Origin of the sequence: Trabulsiella odontotermitis (assembly GCF_001297775.1) — a bacterium.
GTDB lineage: Bacteria > Pseudomonadota > Gammaproteobacteria > Enterobacterales > Enterobacteriaceae > Trabulsiella > Trabulsiella odontotermitis.
The window spans coordinates 264,987-286,135 of the sequence record NZ_LIFX01000010.1 but is presented as its reverse complement, the minus strand read 5'-3'; the positions used below and the strand labels follow the sequence as shown (position 1 = coordinate 286,135).

Genomic DNA, 21,149 nt, shown 5'->3' with positions numbered 1-21,149 from the left:
CAATTGTGTAAACCAACAATCCATTTTGCAGTTGAGTTGAATAGGTTAAAATTTTCAATAAAAAAAGGCCAGACTACTTAACTGGCCTTTGGCAGCATGTGTTTACGGATTACCATGTGTGATGCCTGGTGCCTCCCTGAAGACTAACTACGCGTCGGCATTAGCCTGCAACATGCATTTTCATTCCCTGACCCGTTTGCCCCTCCGCATAGGGGGATCCATCACAAATAAATTGTATTTCAACTATTCCCTTCACTTCAAGTGTGCGTGGATAATTTTAAGAATTTATCCAAAAAATAATAATGAGTTCCCGCTAATAAAGTTGTGGCAATATGTTGTTATGCCAGCACTGGTGCCAGTTCGAGGAGAATGACCATCACGCCTAACACCAATAAAACGAACATGATGATGCCAATAACAACGTACTCATTATCAGACATTTTTCTACCTATCGTTATCCTACTCAAGAACGGCATGCTTTTTTATCTTTTATGTCCATGCATCAGGAGACCTATTGGAGTTCTTAATCCTCCTATTTTACTGGGTATCGAAATTTTTCAGTTACAACAAATCAAAAGTATAAACAACGTCAGAGCAGAAACAAAAACCATATTATTCAGAAAAACAAGTTCTAGTGACTAGTACAATACGAGTTAAATTATATATAGCAGTATTTTATGCTGCGCAGACGGTCTGCCTTGATCTGAATCATCAGTAGCGCAATCGCTGAGTTCTTTGGATAAGGACTGTTTCGACCGTTTTATATGGCTGTATGTATTCTGGACTGCTTCAGGATAGGGACTGGATAACTTTATTCCTATATTTCACCTCCAGTACCAGTCAGTGCCGGTGGGATCAGAGTGATGATGTACCTTCCAGAATTGTGCTCTTCCATAACATGTTTCAGTTTCCGGGTATCCAGGGTCTCACTGGCCACAATGCCATTACCAACCACAAAAAAATCGATTGGTTTTTGTAGCAAACCATTAGGTGAAAAATGTTGCGTCAACTCCGATTTTTTCGCCAAAAGAGCTTGCTCCCCCGCATACTCTGACAGCAGAGACTCGAGTATCCACTCACTATCACTTACCGCTGCGTTGGTCCAGCCCTGTGATTTGAGATGCTCAATTGCATAGGTTAACCTGAACAAATCAGACTGTTGACTAATCCTGCCTGAGCAGGACTCCCAGAGATAATTTAAACGATCATACAGACATGCACCGTGTCCTTGCTGTCGCCCCAGACGTAACAACCCTTCAATGTCTTCTGCGACAGTACGCGGAAAACGCCGTTGTTTTTGTACAGTAACAAGCCACCGCATAAGAAAACTATGGACAGTGAATGGCGTAAGAGCCAAGCCGTTCTGTTGAGCGATGCGCAGGCTTATCAATGCACACCAGGCTAAATTCGCCAGGTCAGCAATGGTCTTTTCAGGAGGAAATTGCGAGGTTGATTTTTTCATAGACCACGAGTAAACCGAAGATATAGAGGTTACAATAGATAACTGATCAACACAGTTTACCGATAATATATATCTAACGGCAACAATGAAATCCTGTTTATGCTATATGTGGTGTGAAAGACATTCAAATCATGGAGTTAGTCATTTAGCTTAACTTGTGTCAGCATCATCATTTTTCAGTGAAATCATTTCACAAAAACACATTTATTGCAACATGTAAACATTATTTTTCGATGATGCTCCAATATGGTAGTCTCAAGCAAATAATACAGAGAGTATGAGCGATAACGCTCCAATTCTAACTCTTCCATTCACTCTATAAGACTGAAAGTTAGGAATTTCACTTGTCACAATAAGAAAAACCCACATTGCCTGAACTATTATTGACAGCAATAGTGTCTTTTAGTAGTTTTCAATTGCTGTTTGCGAACATCCGTGATTCAGATATTGTATTCGCTCTTCCTTAGTGAGTTATTATACCTGCCTTATTCTTGTAATGGTGATAAGGCAGTTTTTTTTCACAAATCACAAATTCTTGTTGGTCCTTACAGGTAGCATATACCAAAACCCTTGTTGTATTTATTTCATCAAAATAATTTATCTGGCGTTGTATTTATCAATTATGAATAAGCTGCGAATTGCTACCCGTCTCAGGACAATGCTTGCACTCGTTATTAGCGCGTGGTCTTTTATTATATTACCAGCTATTCCGGCGTACAGTGTTAGCACCTTACCAACATCTTCTGCTGATCTGGATGATAGCCAGACATCCCTCGACCTTGCTGACCTTGCCTCGCAGACCGGAAGCCTGCTCACGAGCGGTAACTGGACGCCTGGCGTAAGCTGGTCACAGCATCTTGACCCGGATGCTGTTCGCTCCCGTCGTACGCTTTCCGGAACCCGGAGGCCCTCAGTATCAGCTGTGAGGTAACGTTCACGGGACGATCCGTCTCAACGGCGCTGTCAGCGAAAAGCTTCTGACTCTGCTGATGCAGGGACTGAAGCGATGATCCCGTTACCTTCCGGGACAAAAATCTGGCTGGTTGCCGGTATCACCGATATGAGAAATGGCTTCAACGGCCTTGCCGTAAAGGTACAGACGGCGCTGAAAGACGATCCGATGTCCGGCCATGTCTTCATCTTCCGCGGGCGCAGCGGCAGCCAGGTAAAAGTGCTGTGGTCCACCGGCGACGGGTTGTGCCTGCTTACCAAACGGCTGGAGCGTGACCGCTTCGCCTGGCCCTCTGCCCGTGATGGCAAAGTGTTCCTGACGCTGACACAACTGGCGATGCTGATGGAAGGTATCGACTGGCGACAGCAGAAGCGTTTGCTGACCTCCCTGACTATGCTGTAGATCTCTTTATCCTGGTTGTCGCAGAATAAGCTTGGTAAAATGCGGACTTATGAACGACACCTCTTCTGACACTGACGATATCCTTCTGCTGAAACAGCGCCTTGCCGAACAGGAAACACTGAACCGTGCCCTGCTGGAAAAACTGGTCGATCGTGAACGCGAAATAGACCACCTGCAGACGCAACTGGACAAGCTGCGGCGGATGGACTTCGGCAGTCGTTCCGAAAAGATATCCCGCCGTATCGCACAGATGGAAGCCGACCTGAAGCGACTGCAGCAGAGCGATACCCTGACTGGCCGGGTGGATGACCCGACAGTGCAGCGCCCGCTGCGTCAGACCTGCCCCCCAAAAACCGTTCCCTCCTCAAAAAAATGTTTTCCAATTCCCTTACGCCAGGTGATATATTCTTCATCACTACAAACAGAAAACTATTACGCTTAAAGCTAAACAAAAAAACTGTTCCACATGGATATTAAACAATAATTATTCAACATCGTTATCTCTGTAATCTATTCATAATCCCCCAGAACATCACTCTCTTCAAGATTCAGAATTAAAAACAAGACTTCCCTTAAAAAAACACCTAACCAATTGAATATAAACAACATATAAACCAGGATGCATCCTATGAATAATGCAGATTGCACGTAATTATAAAGCAATTATTTTGGCATCAATGCCAGCAGCGCCATTGATAATGCTGCTGCAACGCCTCCAATATCACTATCAACCACAATTTCACTCCGAGTTTTCTCATATTACTTCTCTTATGGGCACGGATTCTATCCGCTTTGTATCACGGCACTACAGTAATAAGTGCTGGCATTTCGTTACATAGTTGATATATCTGTTGGCAGCAGCCTTGTTGCCATATCTGAAGTAAACCTTTATACGACGCAGCCGAGCCTCGTACGATTACATAAACGATTTTCTGAGAGTCATAAAAATCGTCCGTTCCCCCAACCGGCTACTCTTCTTTGGTGTTTACAAACTGGCTTCTTTTGGGAATAACGAACCAGTTAACAGGCACAAACCTGTCAGAAATACATTTATTAATGCATTCTATCATTCGTGTAACGTTCATAGTTTTCATACCTGAATCGTACCAAATTTCCGAGAAACAAATCCTTAGAGAAAACCGGGAACCAAATCCCTCCATGACGTGTTATAAGAAATGTACTACATACAATAAGATTACTCCTCTTTATATAGGTATGTTAGATGCATGTCGCTTATAATACTCGAGAGTCCAAGACATTTATCTCGACAAACACTTGATAAGTAAATAGAGCAGTAGAGACTATTGTGTAAGCCTGCATCTTTCAAAAAAAGATGCGCAGACCGTGCTGGAGTTTTTCCAAATGATGAAAGCGATTCATTGTATAAGTTGTGGATTATCCTGTCAATTATACCCTGATGTAACAGTTAAATCAAGTTATTGCGCCCACGAAATTTTTTCTATCTGGCCAGATGGTAACAATTATCTGAAGTCAGGATTCATTAATCAATTTTTACTTAAAAACAGGAATAACTTATTAGTGGGTTTTATTTTTGTTGACTTTTCACTTCCATATTTGCGTTGGTTTACTGATGAAGCGTGGATTGATTATCTGACAAAGACTGGGATGCGCATTGTCATTATTACAGATAAGAGTTTGATGCCGCTTGCAAACTATTGGATAACAAAAAGCGATAAAATCCATGGAATAATATATGCTGACGATGATGAGCTCATCATGCAGAAAAAAATCAAACGGCTTTTTATGGGACAGTCTGTAAATACCAGGCATGGGCGTACGTTAAACTTTGAAGAATATACTCTTCTCAAAAGGTTTGTATCAGGCTCAGGCTTCATGCAGGCTATTAAGATAGACAACATCAATGCGAAGAAAGTTTATGTACATAAATATCGTCTTGAGCAGAAACTGGGAGGCAGTATCCGTAATCTCATCTCTCAAGCGCTTTAGAGATAGTATTCTGGGTCACCGTGAGCCGCTATGTCGTGGTTAATTATGCCAAACAGATGCCCGCTCATCTGACTCGATTGCTGTTCATCTCACAAGCACCATTCTGGCCTCGGTCTGGGAAACGCGTCTATGACCATGAATACTTTAGCTGTTATCATGCTGATTTAGAAGATATCATCGGCTTGCCGGAACCGCCCCTGCGAACGACTAGATTAACTGTCCTCGGCTAATGAACCTCCAGAAGATTTACGGTTTCAGATGCGCCGTTCAGTTTCACAGTGTCTTCAATTGATTCGCTGGTCGTTCATATTATCAATAATCAGTATTCGCGAAACCAGATAATCAACTGTTTAAAAACAATTTTTTTGACTGAAGCTATGCTTCAAAGCTGGTTTCGTATTGTTTGTGTATTCCAATGTAATCAATTATTTGTTCGCATTGAACATCTCCCGATGATTCCCGTCTCATTCGCTGACGCCAAGAGCTAACTCATCATCTTTCTTTACCTTGTTTATCCATTGCATCCATAACGGGTTTCTTTTTCCTATTAGTTAACCGGGGGCAGAATGCGTACGCTCCTGTCTGTTCAAAGTAACAGTATGGGTACTTTGCCGCACACAACCATGAACTCTGTATATTCATAAGTGATGCCTCGGAGCGCTATCAGCATCATAATGCTTGGTATCATAGCGGCTGGTTAGCAAACCGCGTTCATGATCTACTGCCGTGGCGAGTAACCATCGTCAGCCTGACTAACTCTACGGCGTCAATACAGCTCTGGTTGCACGCTCTATGGTTATCCCCGCCTTACTATAGAATGATTTGTAACAGGTTTGCTTTCGAGTATTTAACTCTTTTGTCATGTAGTAATACAGGATTTTTTGTCAAACGCGTTACAAATCCTTTTAAAGAAAAACAAGAGGGAACATTTATTTGACATAAATCAACTCACTCACGCGTATGTTACGTAAAAGTAACCATGTTAAATTAAGGTTAAGCGAATCGTTTATGTCATTAATCTTAGGCACTGGAGAAAATACAGCCAAAACACTGTATTATCCAAATACTTCACTGGAAAAGATTACAGATATTATACATTCTAATAGTATCGGTAATTTTTCATCAAAGATCATAGATGCTTGTCATGAAAAGAGATTTGATATAACAGCTCTCCTTAAAGTAATCGACATACATTATTTTAATCTCAAAGGAGTGTTTTTTTGAAAACTAAAATCCGTTTGCCAGTTGCTTATTCTATTTTAATTATAGCAACTTCTTTTTCTTACTCTATTGTGTTGAACAATACCCTACTCATAAGTCAATATTGATTTCATTATTCTATATACTCTTAATCTTTATACCTGTAAGTTTAATTCTTCATGCTTTTTCCGAAAGGGCTCATTAGCTCGTTACTTCACTTCTGATTACAGCACTCAAAGCCCCTATTTTTAGACACCTGCATGAATTATCAACATTTAAGACTATTCCAGCGTCAATTATGACATTTCCTTTTAAAAACTTATTCCACATAGCGTTTATTTTTAAGCTAATATTGACAAACACATTTCAGCAATAGATCAGTATCAAAAAGTGGCCTACACGGGCAGGCCGCAAAACCAACGATAGTAAAATATAGCGAATTCATAGTTCCTCCAGTATTTATAACTCCTAAACAGGATATCTATATATTACTTTTAAACCAATATCCATATATCAGATATGGATTTTTCCTATCTTTCTTGTATATAGAGAAGAATGATGTCTGTTCGCGGTTTGATGATTATCTCTTACCTCACAGGTTATCAAACTGAAGCATATACTCTTGAGTGGTATTCATTCAGTCACTGAGGCAGCGATTCACTGGTAGTAGTAGGAATAACAAGATACCCACAAAAAAGTTTCACTATCAACATCTAGCATCTTCCCCGCCCTGAAGGGCCAAGTTTTATGGAGATGGTAGATAAATGGTGTGAACAAACACAGATAGAACTATCTACCATACGATGGTCAAGGCTGAAGCCATTTCATTCTTAATATCGACGCCAGTCATATAAGACGGTAATGCGTCTTGTTCTGCTTCACAACGAAATAACAATCAGAGACTGCTACCATTCTTGACAGAACAGAAATACTCCTGCAACCATTCCATTAATGCAATTACCCTAACCGGAGTATAATGCCTTGAAGGGCGAACAATTGATAGAGGTAGTGGTGCCGGGGATAAACCACTTAATACAGGAACTAGTGCACCGCCAAGGATGGCATCTTCCACAATGAACCACGGAAGCATAGTGATCCCCATCCCCTGAATCGCAGCTTCGCGTAGTACATCTCCGTTTCCGGTAATGAGTGGAAAACGCATTTCTGGTAGCTCTTTACTAATCTGTAATCCCCCATTCATCTCGCACAGACAGTAACGAGTAGCGAAGGCAAGTATGTCCCTTGAGGTCAGCAATAGTTTGCGAAGTGCCGTGTTGCTGTAAATAACGTGGTGAAGCACAGAATAAACGAGAGAGATCGCTTATCCGAAAACTAACCAATGTGGAGTCTTGTAGTTCACCGATTCGTAATGGCAGATCATAGCCCTCATCAACGAGATCAGTAATACGGTCTTTAAGCTGCAATTTGACTGTGATTTGTGGGTACTTCGCCATAAACACGGGAAGCAATGGAGCAAGTTTTTTCACTCCAAACGTGAATGGCGCAGCCATGTGGATAACCCCATTGAGTGTCTCCTGAGTGCAATTCAGCCTTTCTTCAGCCTGTTCAAGCGATTCAAGAATGCTCTTCACATCCTGCCAAAACTGTTGCCCTCCGGTCGTCAGCTCAATCTGACATGTTGTGCGATTCAGTAACCGAACCTCCAGAGCCTCTTCCAGAGCCGATACACGATGGCTAATTGACGCGCTACTGGTTTCCATCTGAACCGCGGCATTATAAAAACTGCCAGTATCCACAACTGCGACAAAACTGCGTAGGGAGATAAGATCGTATTCTTTCATTTTACGTAACGATGAATTGCCAGCCGCCTCATTTATCAGTGCCAGAAAGAAACTTATAATGTACACATTATATGACCATCGGAGCCAATCAATGACAACCCGTTACCGTGTAAAAAAAGCAAACGACCTGCATTATCTGCCAGCCAGTGATTTTCATCCAGCTGATACATACTTCCATTTTTCATTCTCAAACTACTATGACCCAGATAATATGCACTACGGTGTTCTGCGGGTAGTAAATGATGATAATGTAAAACCCCGGCATGGATTTGATCGCCATCCCCATAAGAATATGGAAATTGTCAGCTATGTGATAGATGGTAAGCTTACCCACTGGGATAGCGCTACGCGGGAGGAAGATATTCTCGCTCGCGGGCATGTACAGACTATTACAGCCGGAAGTGGTGTATGGCATTCAGAACTGAATAATCAGGATGACTGGTGTCGCTTCCTCCAGATCTGGATCGTACCATCATCAAACGGACTTGCCGTCAGATATAACAATCATAAGTTCACAGAAGAAGACAGAAAAAACAAGCTATTGCATATTGTTGGTAGTCTGAAGAACGATAATGCTCCTCTGTCACTGAACCAGGACGTGAATATGTATGTCAGTGAAATGACAGATCCTGCTGCTGAAGTGAAGTTTAAACTGAAGAAGGGTCGCCAAGCGTATATCAATAACTTTGAAGGTTCTGTGCAAGTGGATGGTATTGCCACACTGGCCGAACTTGACACACTGGAAATTGCTGGTCCAGCGTCCTTAACATTCCGGACAACTGATGACCATAGTCATTTCATCGTGATTGAAATGCCTGAGTATACATCCTGACTAAAACAAAAAGTCTCCGGAGACTATGAAGTCTCATCTACCCAGTCTCCGGAACTGAAAATAAGTACACTTGATGTGTTATTTATCTACAGAGGAAGAATACTGAGCTTATCCATCAGAGCCATTATAGTATTCCAGATGAAACTTTACCCTGAGGTAATTTCTGACTTAGCCTTGTTTGCACTAATATTTTTTCTTCTTAGTCCTCCTAATACAGCACTGCAAGTTTTGTCTGGTTTACTTACCATAAAGCAGCGGTTTACCTCATAAGAATAGAATTTCGACACATATAACTACAACAACCCCATCGAATTTCAGTAGTTTTGACATCGGAATAAATTCTGAAAATGCACCATTTAACTATTACAAACAGTATCCCAATTTGACAAATCCTTACATACTGACCATCTTTATTCTGGAATACCTGTCAATACCGCTGTAATTTCACAAACCATGATCGTTGGAAGGAATCTAGGCGATGAAAAAAAACACCTTTCTATTTAATATCATTACGTTATCATTTATCATTTGCGGTTTTACTCATGCATCGACACATCTGTCTAAAGGTGAAAGTGCTACAGTACAAGCTGCAGAGCCATTTAAAACATCGGTACTAATTAGTGGGTTAGATGCGCCCTGGGATATGGTCTGGGGACCGGATAACTGGTTGTGGGTAACAGAGCGTAAGGCTTCATCCATTGATCGTATTAATCCTCAGACGGGGGAAAAGCAGGTCGCTATAACCCTCCCGAATGTGTATACAGGTCCTCAACATGAGGGCATACTCGGACTTGCACTGCCGCCTAATTTTATGAAATCTGGTGGCGATAAGTATGTTTATACCGCATATACCTACATGGACGGAGAAAACGAACACGCTAAAATTGTCCGGCTGGAATACGATGAGAAAACTCACAAACTTGGAAATGAAACCGTGGTATTGGCTGGTTTCCCGGCAGGTAATGACCATAATGGCGGACGTCTTCGTTTTGGTCCTGACAATAAGCTTTATTATACCATTGGCGAACAGGGTCATAACCAGGGGGCAAACTTCTGTAAACCAATTGAAGCTCAGCGTGTTCCCACTGTTGATGAACTGGAGAAAAAAGACTATTCCGCTTATGCAGGCAAAGTACTTCGTCTGAATATCGATGGCTCAGTGCCAGATGACAACCCGGTGATTAAGGGGGTAAAAAGCCACCTGTTCACTTATGGTCACCGTAATCCGCAGGGACTGGTTTTTGTCGGAGACACTCTTTATGCCTCTGAGCAGGGACCTTCTTCTGATGACGAATTGAATATTCTCGAGGCCGGAGGCAACTACGGCTGGCCACACGTGGCGGGCTTCCGTGATGATCAAGCATATGTCTATGCTAATTATTCAGAAGCGAAGGATTGTCCTTCAGTGAAGTGGGATCCAAACCATATTCCTGATGGTGTGCCGGTGCAGAAAGAAACCGAATGGAATTCACCTGACTTTAAAGCACCTCTTAAGACCTTTTTCACCGTAAAAGACGGTTATACCTTTAACGACGCCAGTTGCTCTCCTGAATCATCATACATTTGTTGGCCAACCATCGCACCGTCCAGTGTTGCATATTATCCTGAGAATGGCGTGATCAAAGGCTGGCGTAATTCCATTCTCATTAGCTCAATGAAAAATGGGGCTCTTTACCGTGTATTGTTGAATGAGAACAAAAAGGATGTGCAAGGTGATGTGGCAAAATACTTCCACACTACCAACCGCTATCGTATGGTACTGGTCAGTCCGGATACACGTAAGATCTTCGTTGCCACTGACAACTTTGGCAACGTAATGGATGAAAGCAACCATCCGACACATGACCTGAAGAATCCGGGGGCAATTCTCGTCTTTGAGTACACCGGTAAGTAAAAACTCCAACAGCCGGTTTGTCTGTACAGTCACCGGCTGTTTTCTTCTGTTTTTCATGGAAACTGATACGGAATTCACATGAAACACATTTGCACATTCACAGCCGTGGCTTGTTTTCTTATCCCAACAGCATCAGCCACATCAACATCTGACACATCAACATCTGACACAGCAACGACAGAAACACCAGACGAACAGACAATGGTGGTCGTCGCTTCGTCAGAGGCCGGGTTATCGCCGCTAGATACACCAGCAGCTGTAAGTGTCCGTTATGGAGAAGAGATGCGTCATGCTGCTCCACAGATTAACCTGTCTGAGGGGCTGGCCGGTATACCCGGAGTGCAGATCCAGAATCGTCAGAACTTCGCTCAGGATCTGCAGATGTCTATCAGAGGCTATGGTGCTCGCTCTGCATTTGGGATCAGGGGTTTCAGGATGTATGTGGACGGGATCCCTGCCACAATGCCTGATGGTCAGGGACAATTATCCTCTGTAGATATTGCCTCCATTGATCATGTTGAAGTTTTGCGGGGACCGTTTTCTGCGTTGTACGGTAATGCATCTGGTGGCGTAATAAACGTTACAACAGAAACAGGAAGTGAACCACCGACTATAGGGAGTAGTGTTTATTTTGGTAGTTTTGGCAGTTGGCGCTACGGCCTTAAGGCCAACGGTGCTACGGGGGATGGTACTCAGCCAGGCGACGTTGATTACACAGTCTCCACTACCCGCTTTACTACCCACGGTTACCGTGATCACAGCGGTGCTCAGAAAAATCTGACTAATGCGAAGCTCGGTGTACGTATTGATGATGCCAGTAAACTAAGCCTGATTGTCAACAGCGTGGACATTAACGCCAATGACCCGGGCGGCCTCACTGAGTCGGAATGGAAGGACAATCCACAGCAATCACCACGTGCTGAACAATACAATACGCGTAAAACCATCAAACAAACCCAGGCAGGATTACGCTACGAACGCCAACTCAGCCTCAAGGATGACGTCAGTATAATGATGTATGCTGGTGAACGTGAAACCACTCAGTACCAGTCGATCCCTTTAGCCCCACAGCTTAGGCCTTCTCATGCCGGAGGCGTAATTACGCTTCAACGTCATTATCAGGGAGTCGACAGTCGCTGGACACATCGTGGAGCAGTTGGCGTTCCCGTCACGTTCACTACTGGTTTGAACTATGAAAACATGAGCGAGAACCGTGAAGGCTATAACAATTTTCGCATGAATGACGGAATTCCTGAGTTTGGTCAGAAAGGCAACCTTCGCAGAAATGAACACAATCTTATGTGGAATATTGACCCTTATCTGCAAACACTGTGGCAACTGACAGATAGATTCTCGCTTGATGCTGGTGTTCGCTACAGCTCAGTGTGGTTTGATTCAAACGACCACTATGTGACAGCAGGCAATGGCGATGACAGCGGCAATGCCAGTTATCATAAATTGTTACCTGCTGGAGCTTTCAAGTATGCACTGACCGACGCATGGAACGTATACATGGCAGTTGGTCGCGGGTTTGAGACACCAACTATTAACGAACTGTCATACCGTTCAGACGGGCAAAGCGGTTTAAACTTTGATTTAAAACCTTCCACCAACAACACCTTTGAGATCGGTAGCAAAACTCGCACTGGTGATGGTTTGTTAACGGTAGCACTTTTCCAGACTAATACCGATGATGAAATCGTGGTGGATACCAGTAGCGGTGGGCGTACCACCTACAAAAACGCAGGGAAAACCCGTCGCCAGGGAGCTGAATTGTCGTGGGAACAACGTTTTTCCGGTGACTGGCGCGTTAAGACATCATGGACCTGGCTGGATGCGACCTACCGAAACAACGTCTGTAACGATCAGAACTGCAGCGGTAACCGAATGCCAGGTATTGCACGAAATTTAGGCTTTGCGTCATTAGGTTACCAACCTGATGAGGGATGGTACACAGGAACTGATGTGGTCTATATGAGTGATGTCATGACAAATGACGAGAATAATGAAAAAGTGCCCTCCTATACCGTCGTCGGGCTTAATACCGGCTACAAATTTAACTACAGCAACTTTACGATTGATATATTTGGTCGAGTGGATAACCTGTTTGATAAAAAATATGCAGGATCGGTTATTGTCAATGAATCCAACAGCAGATATTACGAATCAGCACCAGGACGTAACTATGGGGTTGGGATATCCGTCAGTTATGCTCTCGGGGATCTGTAATTCGCCAGAACGAATACCTATTATCTCCCCATAGAGTCACTTCCTAGCCTAACCAGGAAGTGAGTAAAAAAGTAAAATTCAACTTAATATAATATACATATTCCTGAAGGGTCTGACGATGGTGAATATAGAACAAAACCAGAGCGCAAAAAACATACAAGCATAGATTAAAAGTTTCAATTAGGAGAACATGCAACAGAAACATAATATGGGTCGTCAGCGCCATCTTTTGTAAATCCTGTAACATACATGGTATCTGTACTATTAGGGCATGAACAAGAACCTGTTTTATTATTGGCAGCAACGCATTGACGAATCCAGGAGGTATTAATGGCAGAGTATTTTCTCCCATTAATATTTGCTACGGCATCACTAATAGCTATTCCTTTAACTGTAAAAAAGCCACTTCCCCCACCAGAAGTTGATTTCCATACACCTACAGCACAGGACAACAGTTGCCCCTGAGAATTCTTTCCTATTAAACCATTAGGAGAACAGGCTGCTCCAGCCGTTGCCGTTCCGTTAATCTGCAGGAATTCCCCGGTAGTCATCCTGCCAGTAGAAGCGACGGTAGCTCCCTTTACTTGCCCAGAAGACGTAATGTTCCCGGAAGCAGTGATTGCATTATTCACCGTAACAGCCCCTTTCAGGGTACTGGCTCCAGCCACGGTCAGTGTACTGCTCGCATTCACCGCACCTGTAAGGGTTGAGATCCCCGCGACACTCAGTGTCGAACTGACCGCCGTTGCTCCCTTCAGGCTACTGGCACCGGCTACCGTCAATGTGCTGTTGGCATTTACTGCGCCAGTCAGGGTTGAGATCCCAGCGACACTTAATGTTGAACCAACCGCCGTCGCCCCTTTCAGGCTGCTTGTACCGGCTACCGTCAGCGTATTGTTGGCGTTCACTGCACCAGCCAGGGTTGATATGCCAACTACCGCAAGGTCTCCCCCTACTCCCGCATCACCAGTAGATTTCAGCGTAGCCGCGCTGGCTGTTCCGGAAGCAGTAATGTTCGTGGCGCCATATATATTCTTAGTCCCCATATTAAGATCTCCTGTCATAGGAAGAGTTCCATCGCGACGAAGGAAGGCAGAATACGAATTAGAGCCATATCCTGCTATATAGACTAACAGCCCCTGGTTATTGACGTTAGAATAATCAGCCTGTGTTGTTGACCATGTGCCTTTGTAGCCATCAACCTTAGTAGCCGAATCTCTGGTCATACCGCTGTCTGCACCCGCAGCCTGCATAGCCTTACCTAATAAGTCATAACGAACCGAACTACCTAATAGTAAGGGCTTGTCAGTGGTTATTAATGCAGAGATGCTCCAGTATGGCGCGGTGCCCTTTCTGGAAATAATGATCTTATATCCGGACCCAAAAACGTTTCTGTTTATAGATGCTGGAGGTAACAACCCTTCATTTGATAATGTCTGAGTTGAAATCTCACATATTTGTTTTGTTGCATCACAGGTTCTTGGTCCGGGATCTAAACCGTTACCTGCAGAGTCTGTTAGTTTAGACAATACATCATAGTGGTTCACTATATAATTATTAACACCAGTACCCACATTACTTATTTGTTCACCTAAAACAGCAGCCTGTTTATTTTCGAAATCCTTATTTAAACTTTGAAAAGTTACAAAACTTATTATAGCTATAACAGTTAAAGTTAAAATCAGCTCAATCAAAGTAAAACCTTTCTGCTTTATATTTCTTACAATACATACTGAATCATTTAATAACATATATCACCAATTAAAAATTAACACATCACTTAAACAAGTTAATTCATTGATAAACATTGTCAACTTTTAAAAATTCAATCATTCTGTCAAAATGTTTACTTTTCATCAATCTCGAGTCAAAAAAAACAATCCGAATGAATAGATATATTTTAACTGCACGATTTATGTAATAGTTGACACGTCATTATAATTTTTATTTTCATGTACAATTGCCGCCAGTTAACTGTTTCAGGATGAATAGTAAGAAATCAAACAACAAACCCAACTTATTCTACTCAACTTGCATAATAAATAAATTTGTCATAAAAAATTAACAAATAATTCATCAAGTAGTGAGCTATATTTTAAATAAGACAATCAACTTATCTCTTACTTCATGATATCTGTTCTACCAACTTATATCGATAATGATTCTTAATATATTTGAAATTGATTTCATTTCATGCATACTGTTCTTGCATTCAGTGCACTGTTTACAACCCCAATTTTTATCAAGGAGTTCCTATGACTGGTTGGTTCGAACTGGATAAAAGTAGTAATAGCCAGTATAAATTTGTTCTGAAAGCAGGAAATGGTGAAATCATCCTTACCAGTGAACTCTATACCACCAAAAGCTCCGCAGAAAATGGTATAGCCTCTGTTCAGACAAACTCGGCATTCGATGAACGCTATGAACGGAAAGATTCATCAAATGGAAAATTTTTCTTCAACCTACGTGCTGCTAACTATCAGGTTATTGGTACAAGCCAGATGTATGCATCGAAACAATCCCGGGACACTGGTATTGCATCAGTGAAAAGCAATGGAAGCACGACCACGATTAAAGATAATACTTAATCGTATCTTGCCGAATCGGGCTCGTCATGATGAGCCCGATTCTATCGTAGTTTTAATGCTGTGCAGAAAATAACCCTTTTTCACACCAAAGGGCTGAGTATCTTATATTAAAATATCGTTTGGCTTAGAAACCACACAATTGAAAACAACGACAGATGCATCTCAACTACTCAAGAATGATTTGAATAGAACCACATCTTTGTACCATCAGATCCGGTGTTCTGGGAATAGATGCTGAGAATCTATACTCGTCGTTCAACTTAAATATAACCCCCATCAGCATACACTTAACATAGCAGCATATAATCAATTTACCTTCACCCTCTTTCTTTATCTTGATTAAATAACAAATACTCCCATGTCTTTATCAATTACTTCAATTTTATTTTACAAGCTCAATGGTTATTTGCATTTTATTTATTCAACGGCTATTAATTTACAAATGATATAGTAGATTGGCCCCATAGATCATCAGACACTTCACCTCCCTTAAAATAAGAGGTAGTCTCAGAACTATGTTTAACACCAGTCAGAATAATAAGATGGTTGAAGTGTTATCAGGACCTGAGAGGCGTCGGCGTCGTACACCGCAGGAAAAAATTGTCATTATTCAGCAGACTATGGAACCTAGCATGAGCGTGTCTCATGTCGCTCGCCTGCATGGCATCAATGCTAACCAGATCTTTAAATGGCGAAACAGTATGAAGAAGGCTCGCTGACTGCTGTAACCGCCGGTGAGGAAGTCGTCCCGTCCTCTGAACTTGCTGCCGCCAGTAAGCAAATCCGTGAACTACAGCGCCTTCTGGGCAAAAAGACGATGGAAGCTGAAATACTGAAAGAGGCTGTGGAGTTCGGCCGGGCAAAAAATGGATTGTGCATGCGCCCTTGTTGCCCGGGAACGACGAGTAACCGATGTCTGCCGGAGTATTGGCGTGTCGCGTGCGCAACAGAACATCAGGATTCACCGACTGCCTAGCTGGCAGGATCGCAGACGGCAGCCCCGTTCTGATGATAGCGCGGTGTTATCACGGATAAACACGGCGATGGCTGACCTACCGACCTATGGTTATCGCCGCGTGTGGGCGCTGCTGCGACGGGAGTCAGAGCGGGATGGTCTGCCTGTAGTTAATGCGAAGCGGGTGTATCGCATTAATGATACAATTCTCTTCCTGTCTGCCGCCTTTGCTTCCATGAAAATGCTTTACACCATCACTCCATTTGAAGATATAAGCACATCATCTTTAGAAAACAACTTTATCCCATTTGCATTAAGGTTCATTTTGATAGTTTGTTCTTTTGCAAAAGCTTTTATGAGCTTGACCGATATTAAAGGAAAACCAAGCATTCCAAACAAATAAGTTCAAATGATAAAATATACGACAACGAATGGTATGGATATAATATCGACAACATACACAAACTCCTTGAATCTACGCATGAAAATTTCATAATCAAAATGCATATCAACATATAAAGCTATGACATTTAAGATAATTAAAATTAAAAGGAACCACCATTTTCTATTCACATATTCTCCTATAAGCAATTTAATAAACAAATACCTATATTTTTTAATATGCCAATATTTGCTGTGAATAAATTAAAGCAAGGGCTAACCAATAGATGCCGCTACGCTCGCATCCATTGGTTCCCCTTGCTTTTTCGCCCTATGGTTGAAAAAGAAAGTCAAAACCAAAGTCAAAATCAAAGTCAAGACCAGTCATTTGACATTATTCAATTTTTCAATATAAGTAATAATAGCATAAGGAATACGCATCAATAACATAAATGATAAGGAGTTCATATGGATGATAATATTTATTTCGATGATTTAATAAAAAGCACACGTAGTCGCCGTGGTAGTTTTGGTGAAATTAAATTACCTGCCAATTTGGTAAGAGACCGTTGCATTAGTGTCAGGCTCAATGAAGACGAGCTATCACTGCTTGATAATAAGCGAGGTGACCTCAACAGAGCCGAATGGCTTCGTATGGCGTCTCTTCACAAATTACCAACTATTGTCCCCTCAGTTAATATTGATACATGGAAAACACTGACCGAAATCTCGCAGAAACTGAATAAGCTCCTTGCTCACATTGAGAATAAAAGTAAAGAAAGCACACTAACGAAAACAGAGCTCTTTGCGGTTAAGCGTCAAATTAGCGATCTTCGCATGAAGCTGATCTCTGGAAATTTTTGGGAAAAATCTTCTGAAGAAAATGTGGTATAGCTCTTCATCCGAGTTAAACCAGCCAGCTTTATAGAGGGCGCGTTTGCGAATGGAGGATCAGACTTTGCTGAATACAGGGGGATGTATAATGTGCTCTGATGCGATGTTCCTTGATATGGTCCGACGCGAGTTATCCGGCACACCAACTGATACAGGGTTCGGATACTCTGATTATGGAAAATCTGGCAAATTTGGCAAATCTGGATGATCTCCCGGATTATTTTACTTTCATTGCGCTGCCGCTACAGATAAAGGATGGCTCAACATCACCAGTACGTGCCATTGCTTTGATACCGAGATAGAACCTAAATACGGTGAGACAAGACATTATCTTCCTGCTTGCCGTAGTTTAGTCAACAAGACAAAGGGTAAGCAAGCCGATGTTAGCCTGACATGTGTCTGGTGAGTTATACCCAGCTTTATATCCACAGCAGAAAAACTAGAATAGGTCCCTGAGTGTTGACATAAATCAGCTGGCATCAATACTTACACAGTGCGTACAAACATATAAAAGAGGCTACCCGAAGGTAGCCTGAGAAGTGGAGTCACAAACATTAACGATAAAAACGCGAAAATAGCGGTTCAAATCAAAAATATTACAACACAATATGTAAACGTAAATAAAACCCTGCAAACGCAACTAACTGCCTAATCTGGGTTATGTGTGGTGCCGGGTGCCTCCCGGTGAGCCTTTGGTCAGCCACCATAACTCGCGTTTTCTGCAACTCTGCGACCATCATTCCATAATGAATACTGTTTACGCCCCACCGCAAAGGGGGATTCACCACAGAATTATTTTATGGCGACAATATGCCAACAATCAATAACCACCCATATGATTTAATTAGCAATTCGTGCTGCCAGATTTCATTTTTTAAGATTTGTCAACATCCAGATGAGTTTTTTCATGATTCAGTTCCTGTCAGTGGGTATGGGTTCTCTCTACCTTGTTAACGACCAGAACTTTAAGATTCCAGTACTACCACTGGGCTGATGCTCTATGTTAGTCCAGTACGATTATTGTCTGGGAGTAGTGTGGATTTAAGCTGAAAGATAAAAAATGACTTTTGATAAGAACGACGCTACTAATCATCAGGTGTTTATTATTTAGTAATCACAATAGATCAGGTTTATCCCGGTTCGACGTAACCTCCGTCCTTCAGAGCAGGGGGATGTCAACGGATAACACTAAATATAAGTGAGATTATTACAGAATCAATATAAGAAAAACATCCATTGCGGTTATGTCCGTTTATTGCTGATGTCAATGCGTGGCAATCTAGGGGCAGTTAGTGATTTATTTCACAATCAGCGGCAAAAAACGGACGATGCTCGATTAATAAGCGTGTAGTTAACAATTTGACATCCTCCCCGCTCTGAAGGATGGGGCTTTACGGCTAGATTTGGTTAATGAAAAAATATTGAAAACATGGAGACACATTAACGGAAGAACATACTTCGTAAGAATGAAATAACATATTATGCCTGATTTCAGCAGTATAATACAGATACCAATTTCTTATTCAAAGCTGATAATTTCTATCATGCGGTGTCCAAAAGATTCTATCATAAAGTCTGAATTGATATAATCAAGCTAAATTGCTGGCAACTGTTAAAGTCGTTTTCTTTTATTATCACCATCAAGCAGAGTTGCAGTTCCTGATGTTATTTTGTACTTTTCCTTAGCCACGATTAAAGCTGGAATGTCAACATATTCATATTCTATATTGTCGATCCACATCAACATAAACTTATGAACTTCAGGACTCATACTTTCCACTAACTCCAGATATTCCTTATTTCTGAAAATGAGTGATACATCAGTTAAAGTTTCGACACCTATTTTATCCGTTAACTCCTTGAACATTACCTCCCCTGGATAATAATCTAATTTCTGAAGTGATATTTCCAGCTCATAAAGAAGCTGATTTACACAAAAATCAATCTATTCGAATGTTTCCTCGTATTTTTCCATAGGATCTCCTTTTTCTTTTATAAAACATTGACTATATCAAACAATGTACATTGTCAATACATAGCATACTATTTTGTTTATTTTCTCTTGAAATTACCTATCAAAATAAACGAAAGCAATTATTGACAAAATCTCATAATAACTTATAAAAATAATATATTAAACAAACCTTAGTTTCATAACAAAAATGGATTTTATATGTATAATTTAAAAAGGAGTGCTATTGCTGTCGTGAATAAAAAAATCGAGAGAAACTTCCTTTGAAGGGAATGCAAAAAATCCGTAGAGGGAAGAATTTTGCTGGTGTGGTTTTTTATGCGTTAAAACCAGCGGCTCATCATAAGCAGACACCATACGTCATCGGAGGGAATATGATGGGAAGCTCTGCGGTAGACCTGATAGATGAATTCAATATTTCAACAGGGCTTCGCCCTGATGTTGTAAAGCCGATGTGGCACAATTCTCTGCGTTTACCAAGGAATGAAACTCTTACCGACTCACAGTGGAGCGAAATAGCCGATCAGTATATGAAATCTATGGGCTTCTCCGACACACATCTGAGATGCTATGTGTTACATGATGACAAAGATGGTCAGCACATTCACATCATAGCAAGCCGCATCAGCATGCACGATGGCAAACTTTATCTGGGTAAAAACGAAAACCTCGTCAGTACCCGCATCATTCAGGTTCTGGAAAAAGGTTTCGATTTGATAAGGACTAAGGGGCCAGAAACGCCTTTTCCCCCTGCATCACCCTCCTCTTCAAAAGAGAAACGTAAAAATTCCCGTAATGAAGAACAGATGAAAAAACGAACGGAGGAAAACACCCCAAAAGAAATTATTCAACAAGCGATTGATGAGATAACAACAGCACGTCTTAGCTCAGGGGATTTCATTGAAGTGTTAAAAACCAGAGGCATTACTGCAAAGGCTAATGTCGCCTCTACAGGCAAAATGAATGGCTTCTCATTTGAATATGCGGGGATTGCGTTCAAAGCCTCGCAACTTGGCAAGAAATACAGTTGGAAGAATCTTCAGGAACTAATCATATATGAGGCAGCCCCTGCAACCACAGCGTTTTCGGAAGAGAATCTGCAACAAAATGAACCCCTCATTCAATCTGAAGGACTTACTACGCCACTTTCTATTGATGCTCTTCATCCCATCATTACAGTTTGCAGCACACTTTCAACTACCTCCGACATACAGACAGGGGACACTGTCACGCCATTTGAAGCGATTTATGCAGGTGGTGATGTCGAAGATAAAAAAGTGCAAACATACGAAAAAGTTAAAGAACCAGGACACGGCCATTTCACTTCCTGGGCTGCAACAGCTTTCAGATGGATAGAAACGATACCTTATATAAATACGATAATCAGGCTGTTAAAGAAGCTGAATATAACGTTTCTTAAACGACCTAAAAAACATGGAAAGATCAATAGCATGGCATTGGTTGAGGTCGCTCCTTTAGAACTTCGCCCCCCTATTGATACACAGTCAAAACCAGGCAGAACACCCTTCTCGTTATAGAGTTGCAAATCTTGCATCTCCCCTTCATAACCAGCATTTGCCCGATCAATCGATCGGTAAAAACGATCGACAATCTTATT

At 41.8% G+C, this 21,149-nt stretch carries 13 protein-coding genes and 2 pseudogenes; 10 read left to right on the top strand and 5 right to left on the bottom strand.

Annotation, left to right across the window (positions count from 1 at the left end):
• Positions 1-817 precede the first annotated feature (817 nt).
• The gene (locus tag AOY23_RS21915; protein ID WP_072171019.1) at positions 818-1,462 is read right to left on the bottom strand and encodes a DUF2913 family protein; all 645 of its coding nucleotides are present in this window, start codon (positions 1,460-1,462) and stop codon (positions 818-820) included.
• A 1,006-nt stretch (positions 1,463-2,468) separates the two neighbouring features.
• On the opposite strand from AOY23_RS21915, the gene tnpB reads away from it, so the two are divergent.
• From tnpB to AOY23_RS15150, 3 genes and pseudogenes are all read left to right on the top strand, one after another.
• The gene (tnpB, locus tag AOY23_RS15160) at positions 2,469-2,816 is read left to right on the top strand and encodes an IS66 family insertion sequence element accessory protein TnpB (RefSeq protein ID WP_054179583.1); all 348 of its coding nucleotides are present in this window, start codon (positions 2,469-2,471) and stop codon (positions 2,814-2,816) included.
• A gap of 49 nt (positions 2,817-2,865) precedes the next feature.
• Positions 2,866-3,183 (top strand): annotated as a pseudogene (locus tag AOY23_RS15155) (IS66 family transposase); the annotation flags it as partial.
• A 995-nt stretch (positions 3,184-4,178) separates the two neighbouring features.
• Positions 4,179-4,784: a transcriptional regulator gene (locus tag AOY23_RS15150; protein WP_081005665.1), complete on the top strand. Its 606-nt coding sequence runs from the start codon at positions 4,179-4,181 to the stop codon at positions 4,782-4,784.
• Between the two features lie 2,095 nt (positions 4,785-6,879).
• On the opposite strand, the gene AOY23_RS23120 is transcribed toward AOY23_RS15150, so the two are convergent.
• Positions 6,880-7,074, bottom strand: coding sequence for a type 2 periplasmic-binding domain-containing protein (locus AOY23_RS23120; RefSeq protein WP_268807228.1), 195 nt, complete (start codon positions 7,072-7,074; stop codon positions 6,880-6,882).
• An 88-nt stretch (positions 7,075-7,162) separates the two neighbouring features.
• Entirely contained in the window at positions 7,163-7,786 is a 624-nt protein-coding gene (locus tag AOY23_RS23115; protein ID WP_268807202.1) for a LysR family transcriptional regulator, read from the bottom strand.
• A 91-nt stretch (positions 7,787-7,877) separates the two neighbouring features.
• Between AOY23_RS23115 and AOY23_RS15140 the strand changes: the two genes are divergently transcribed.
• From AOY23_RS15140 to pqqU, 3 genes are all read left to right on the top strand, one after another.
• A complete protein-coding gene (locus tag AOY23_RS15140; RefSeq protein WP_054179599.1) occupies positions 7,878-8,618 on the top strand; it encodes a pirin family protein in 741 nt (246 codons plus the stop codon).
• 478 nt (positions 8,619-9,096) lie between these two features.
• A complete protein-coding gene (locus AOY23_RS15135; protein ID WP_054179581.1) occupies positions 9,097-10,512 on the top strand; it encodes a glucose/sorbosone family PQQ-dependent dehydrogenase in 1,416 nt (471 codons plus the stop codon).
• A gap of 78 nt (positions 10,513-10,590) precedes the next feature.
• Positions 10,591-12,741 (top strand): TonB-dependent receptor PqqU, encoded by a 2,151-nt coding sequence (pqqU, locus tag AOY23_RS15130; protein ID WP_081005651.1) that lies wholly within the window; start codon positions 10,591-10,593, stop codon positions 12,739-12,741.
• A 176-nt stretch (positions 12,742-12,917) separates the two neighbouring features.
• On the opposite strand, the gene AOY23_RS21910 is transcribed toward pqqU, so the two are convergent.
• Entirely contained in the window at positions 12,918-14,492 is a 1,575-nt protein-coding gene (locus AOY23_RS21910; RefSeq protein ID WP_072171017.1) for a type II secretion system protein, read from the bottom strand.
• 504 nt (positions 14,493-14,996) lie between these two features.
• On the opposite strand from AOY23_RS21910, the gene AOY23_RS15115 reads away from it, so the two are divergent.
• The 3 genes and pseudogenes from AOY23_RS15115 to AOY23_RS15100 all read left to right on the top strand — a co-directional run bounded on the left by AOY23_RS15115 (position 14,997) and on the right by AOY23_RS15100 (position 17,559).
• Positions 14,997-15,329, top strand: a complete 333-nt coding sequence (locus AOY23_RS15115; RefSeq protein ID WP_054179578.1) for a YegP family protein — start codon at positions 14,997-14,999, stop codon at positions 15,327-15,329.
• A gap of 542 nt (positions 15,330-15,871) precedes the next feature.
• Positions 15,872-16,480, top strand: a pseudogene (locus AOY23_RS22360) (transposase); the annotation flags it as partial.
• A gap of 653 nt (positions 16,481-17,133) precedes the next feature.
• Complete coding sequence (locus tag AOY23_RS15100; protein WP_054179577.1) at positions 17,134-17,559, top strand: hypothetical protein; 426 nt, start codon at positions 17,134-17,136, stop codon at positions 17,557-17,559.
• A gap of 1,612 nt (positions 17,560-19,171) precedes the next feature.
• Here AOY23_RS15100 and AOY23_RS15095 read toward each other — a convergent pair.
• Complete coding sequence (locus tag AOY23_RS15095) at positions 19,172-19,426, bottom strand: hypothetical protein (RefSeq protein ID WP_054179576.1); 255 nt, start codon at positions 19,424-19,426, stop codon at positions 19,172-19,174.
• A 368-nt stretch (positions 19,427-19,794) separates the two neighbouring features.
• Here AOY23_RS15095 and AOY23_RS15090 point away from each other — a divergent pair, with 368 nt between their 5' ends.
• Positions 19,795-21,069: a relaxase/mobilization nuclease domain-containing protein gene (locus AOY23_RS15090; RefSeq protein WP_054179575.1), complete on the top strand. Its 1,275-nt coding sequence runs from the start codon at positions 19,795-19,797 to the stop codon at positions 21,067-21,069.
• Positions 21,070-21,149 lie beyond the last annotated feature (80 nt).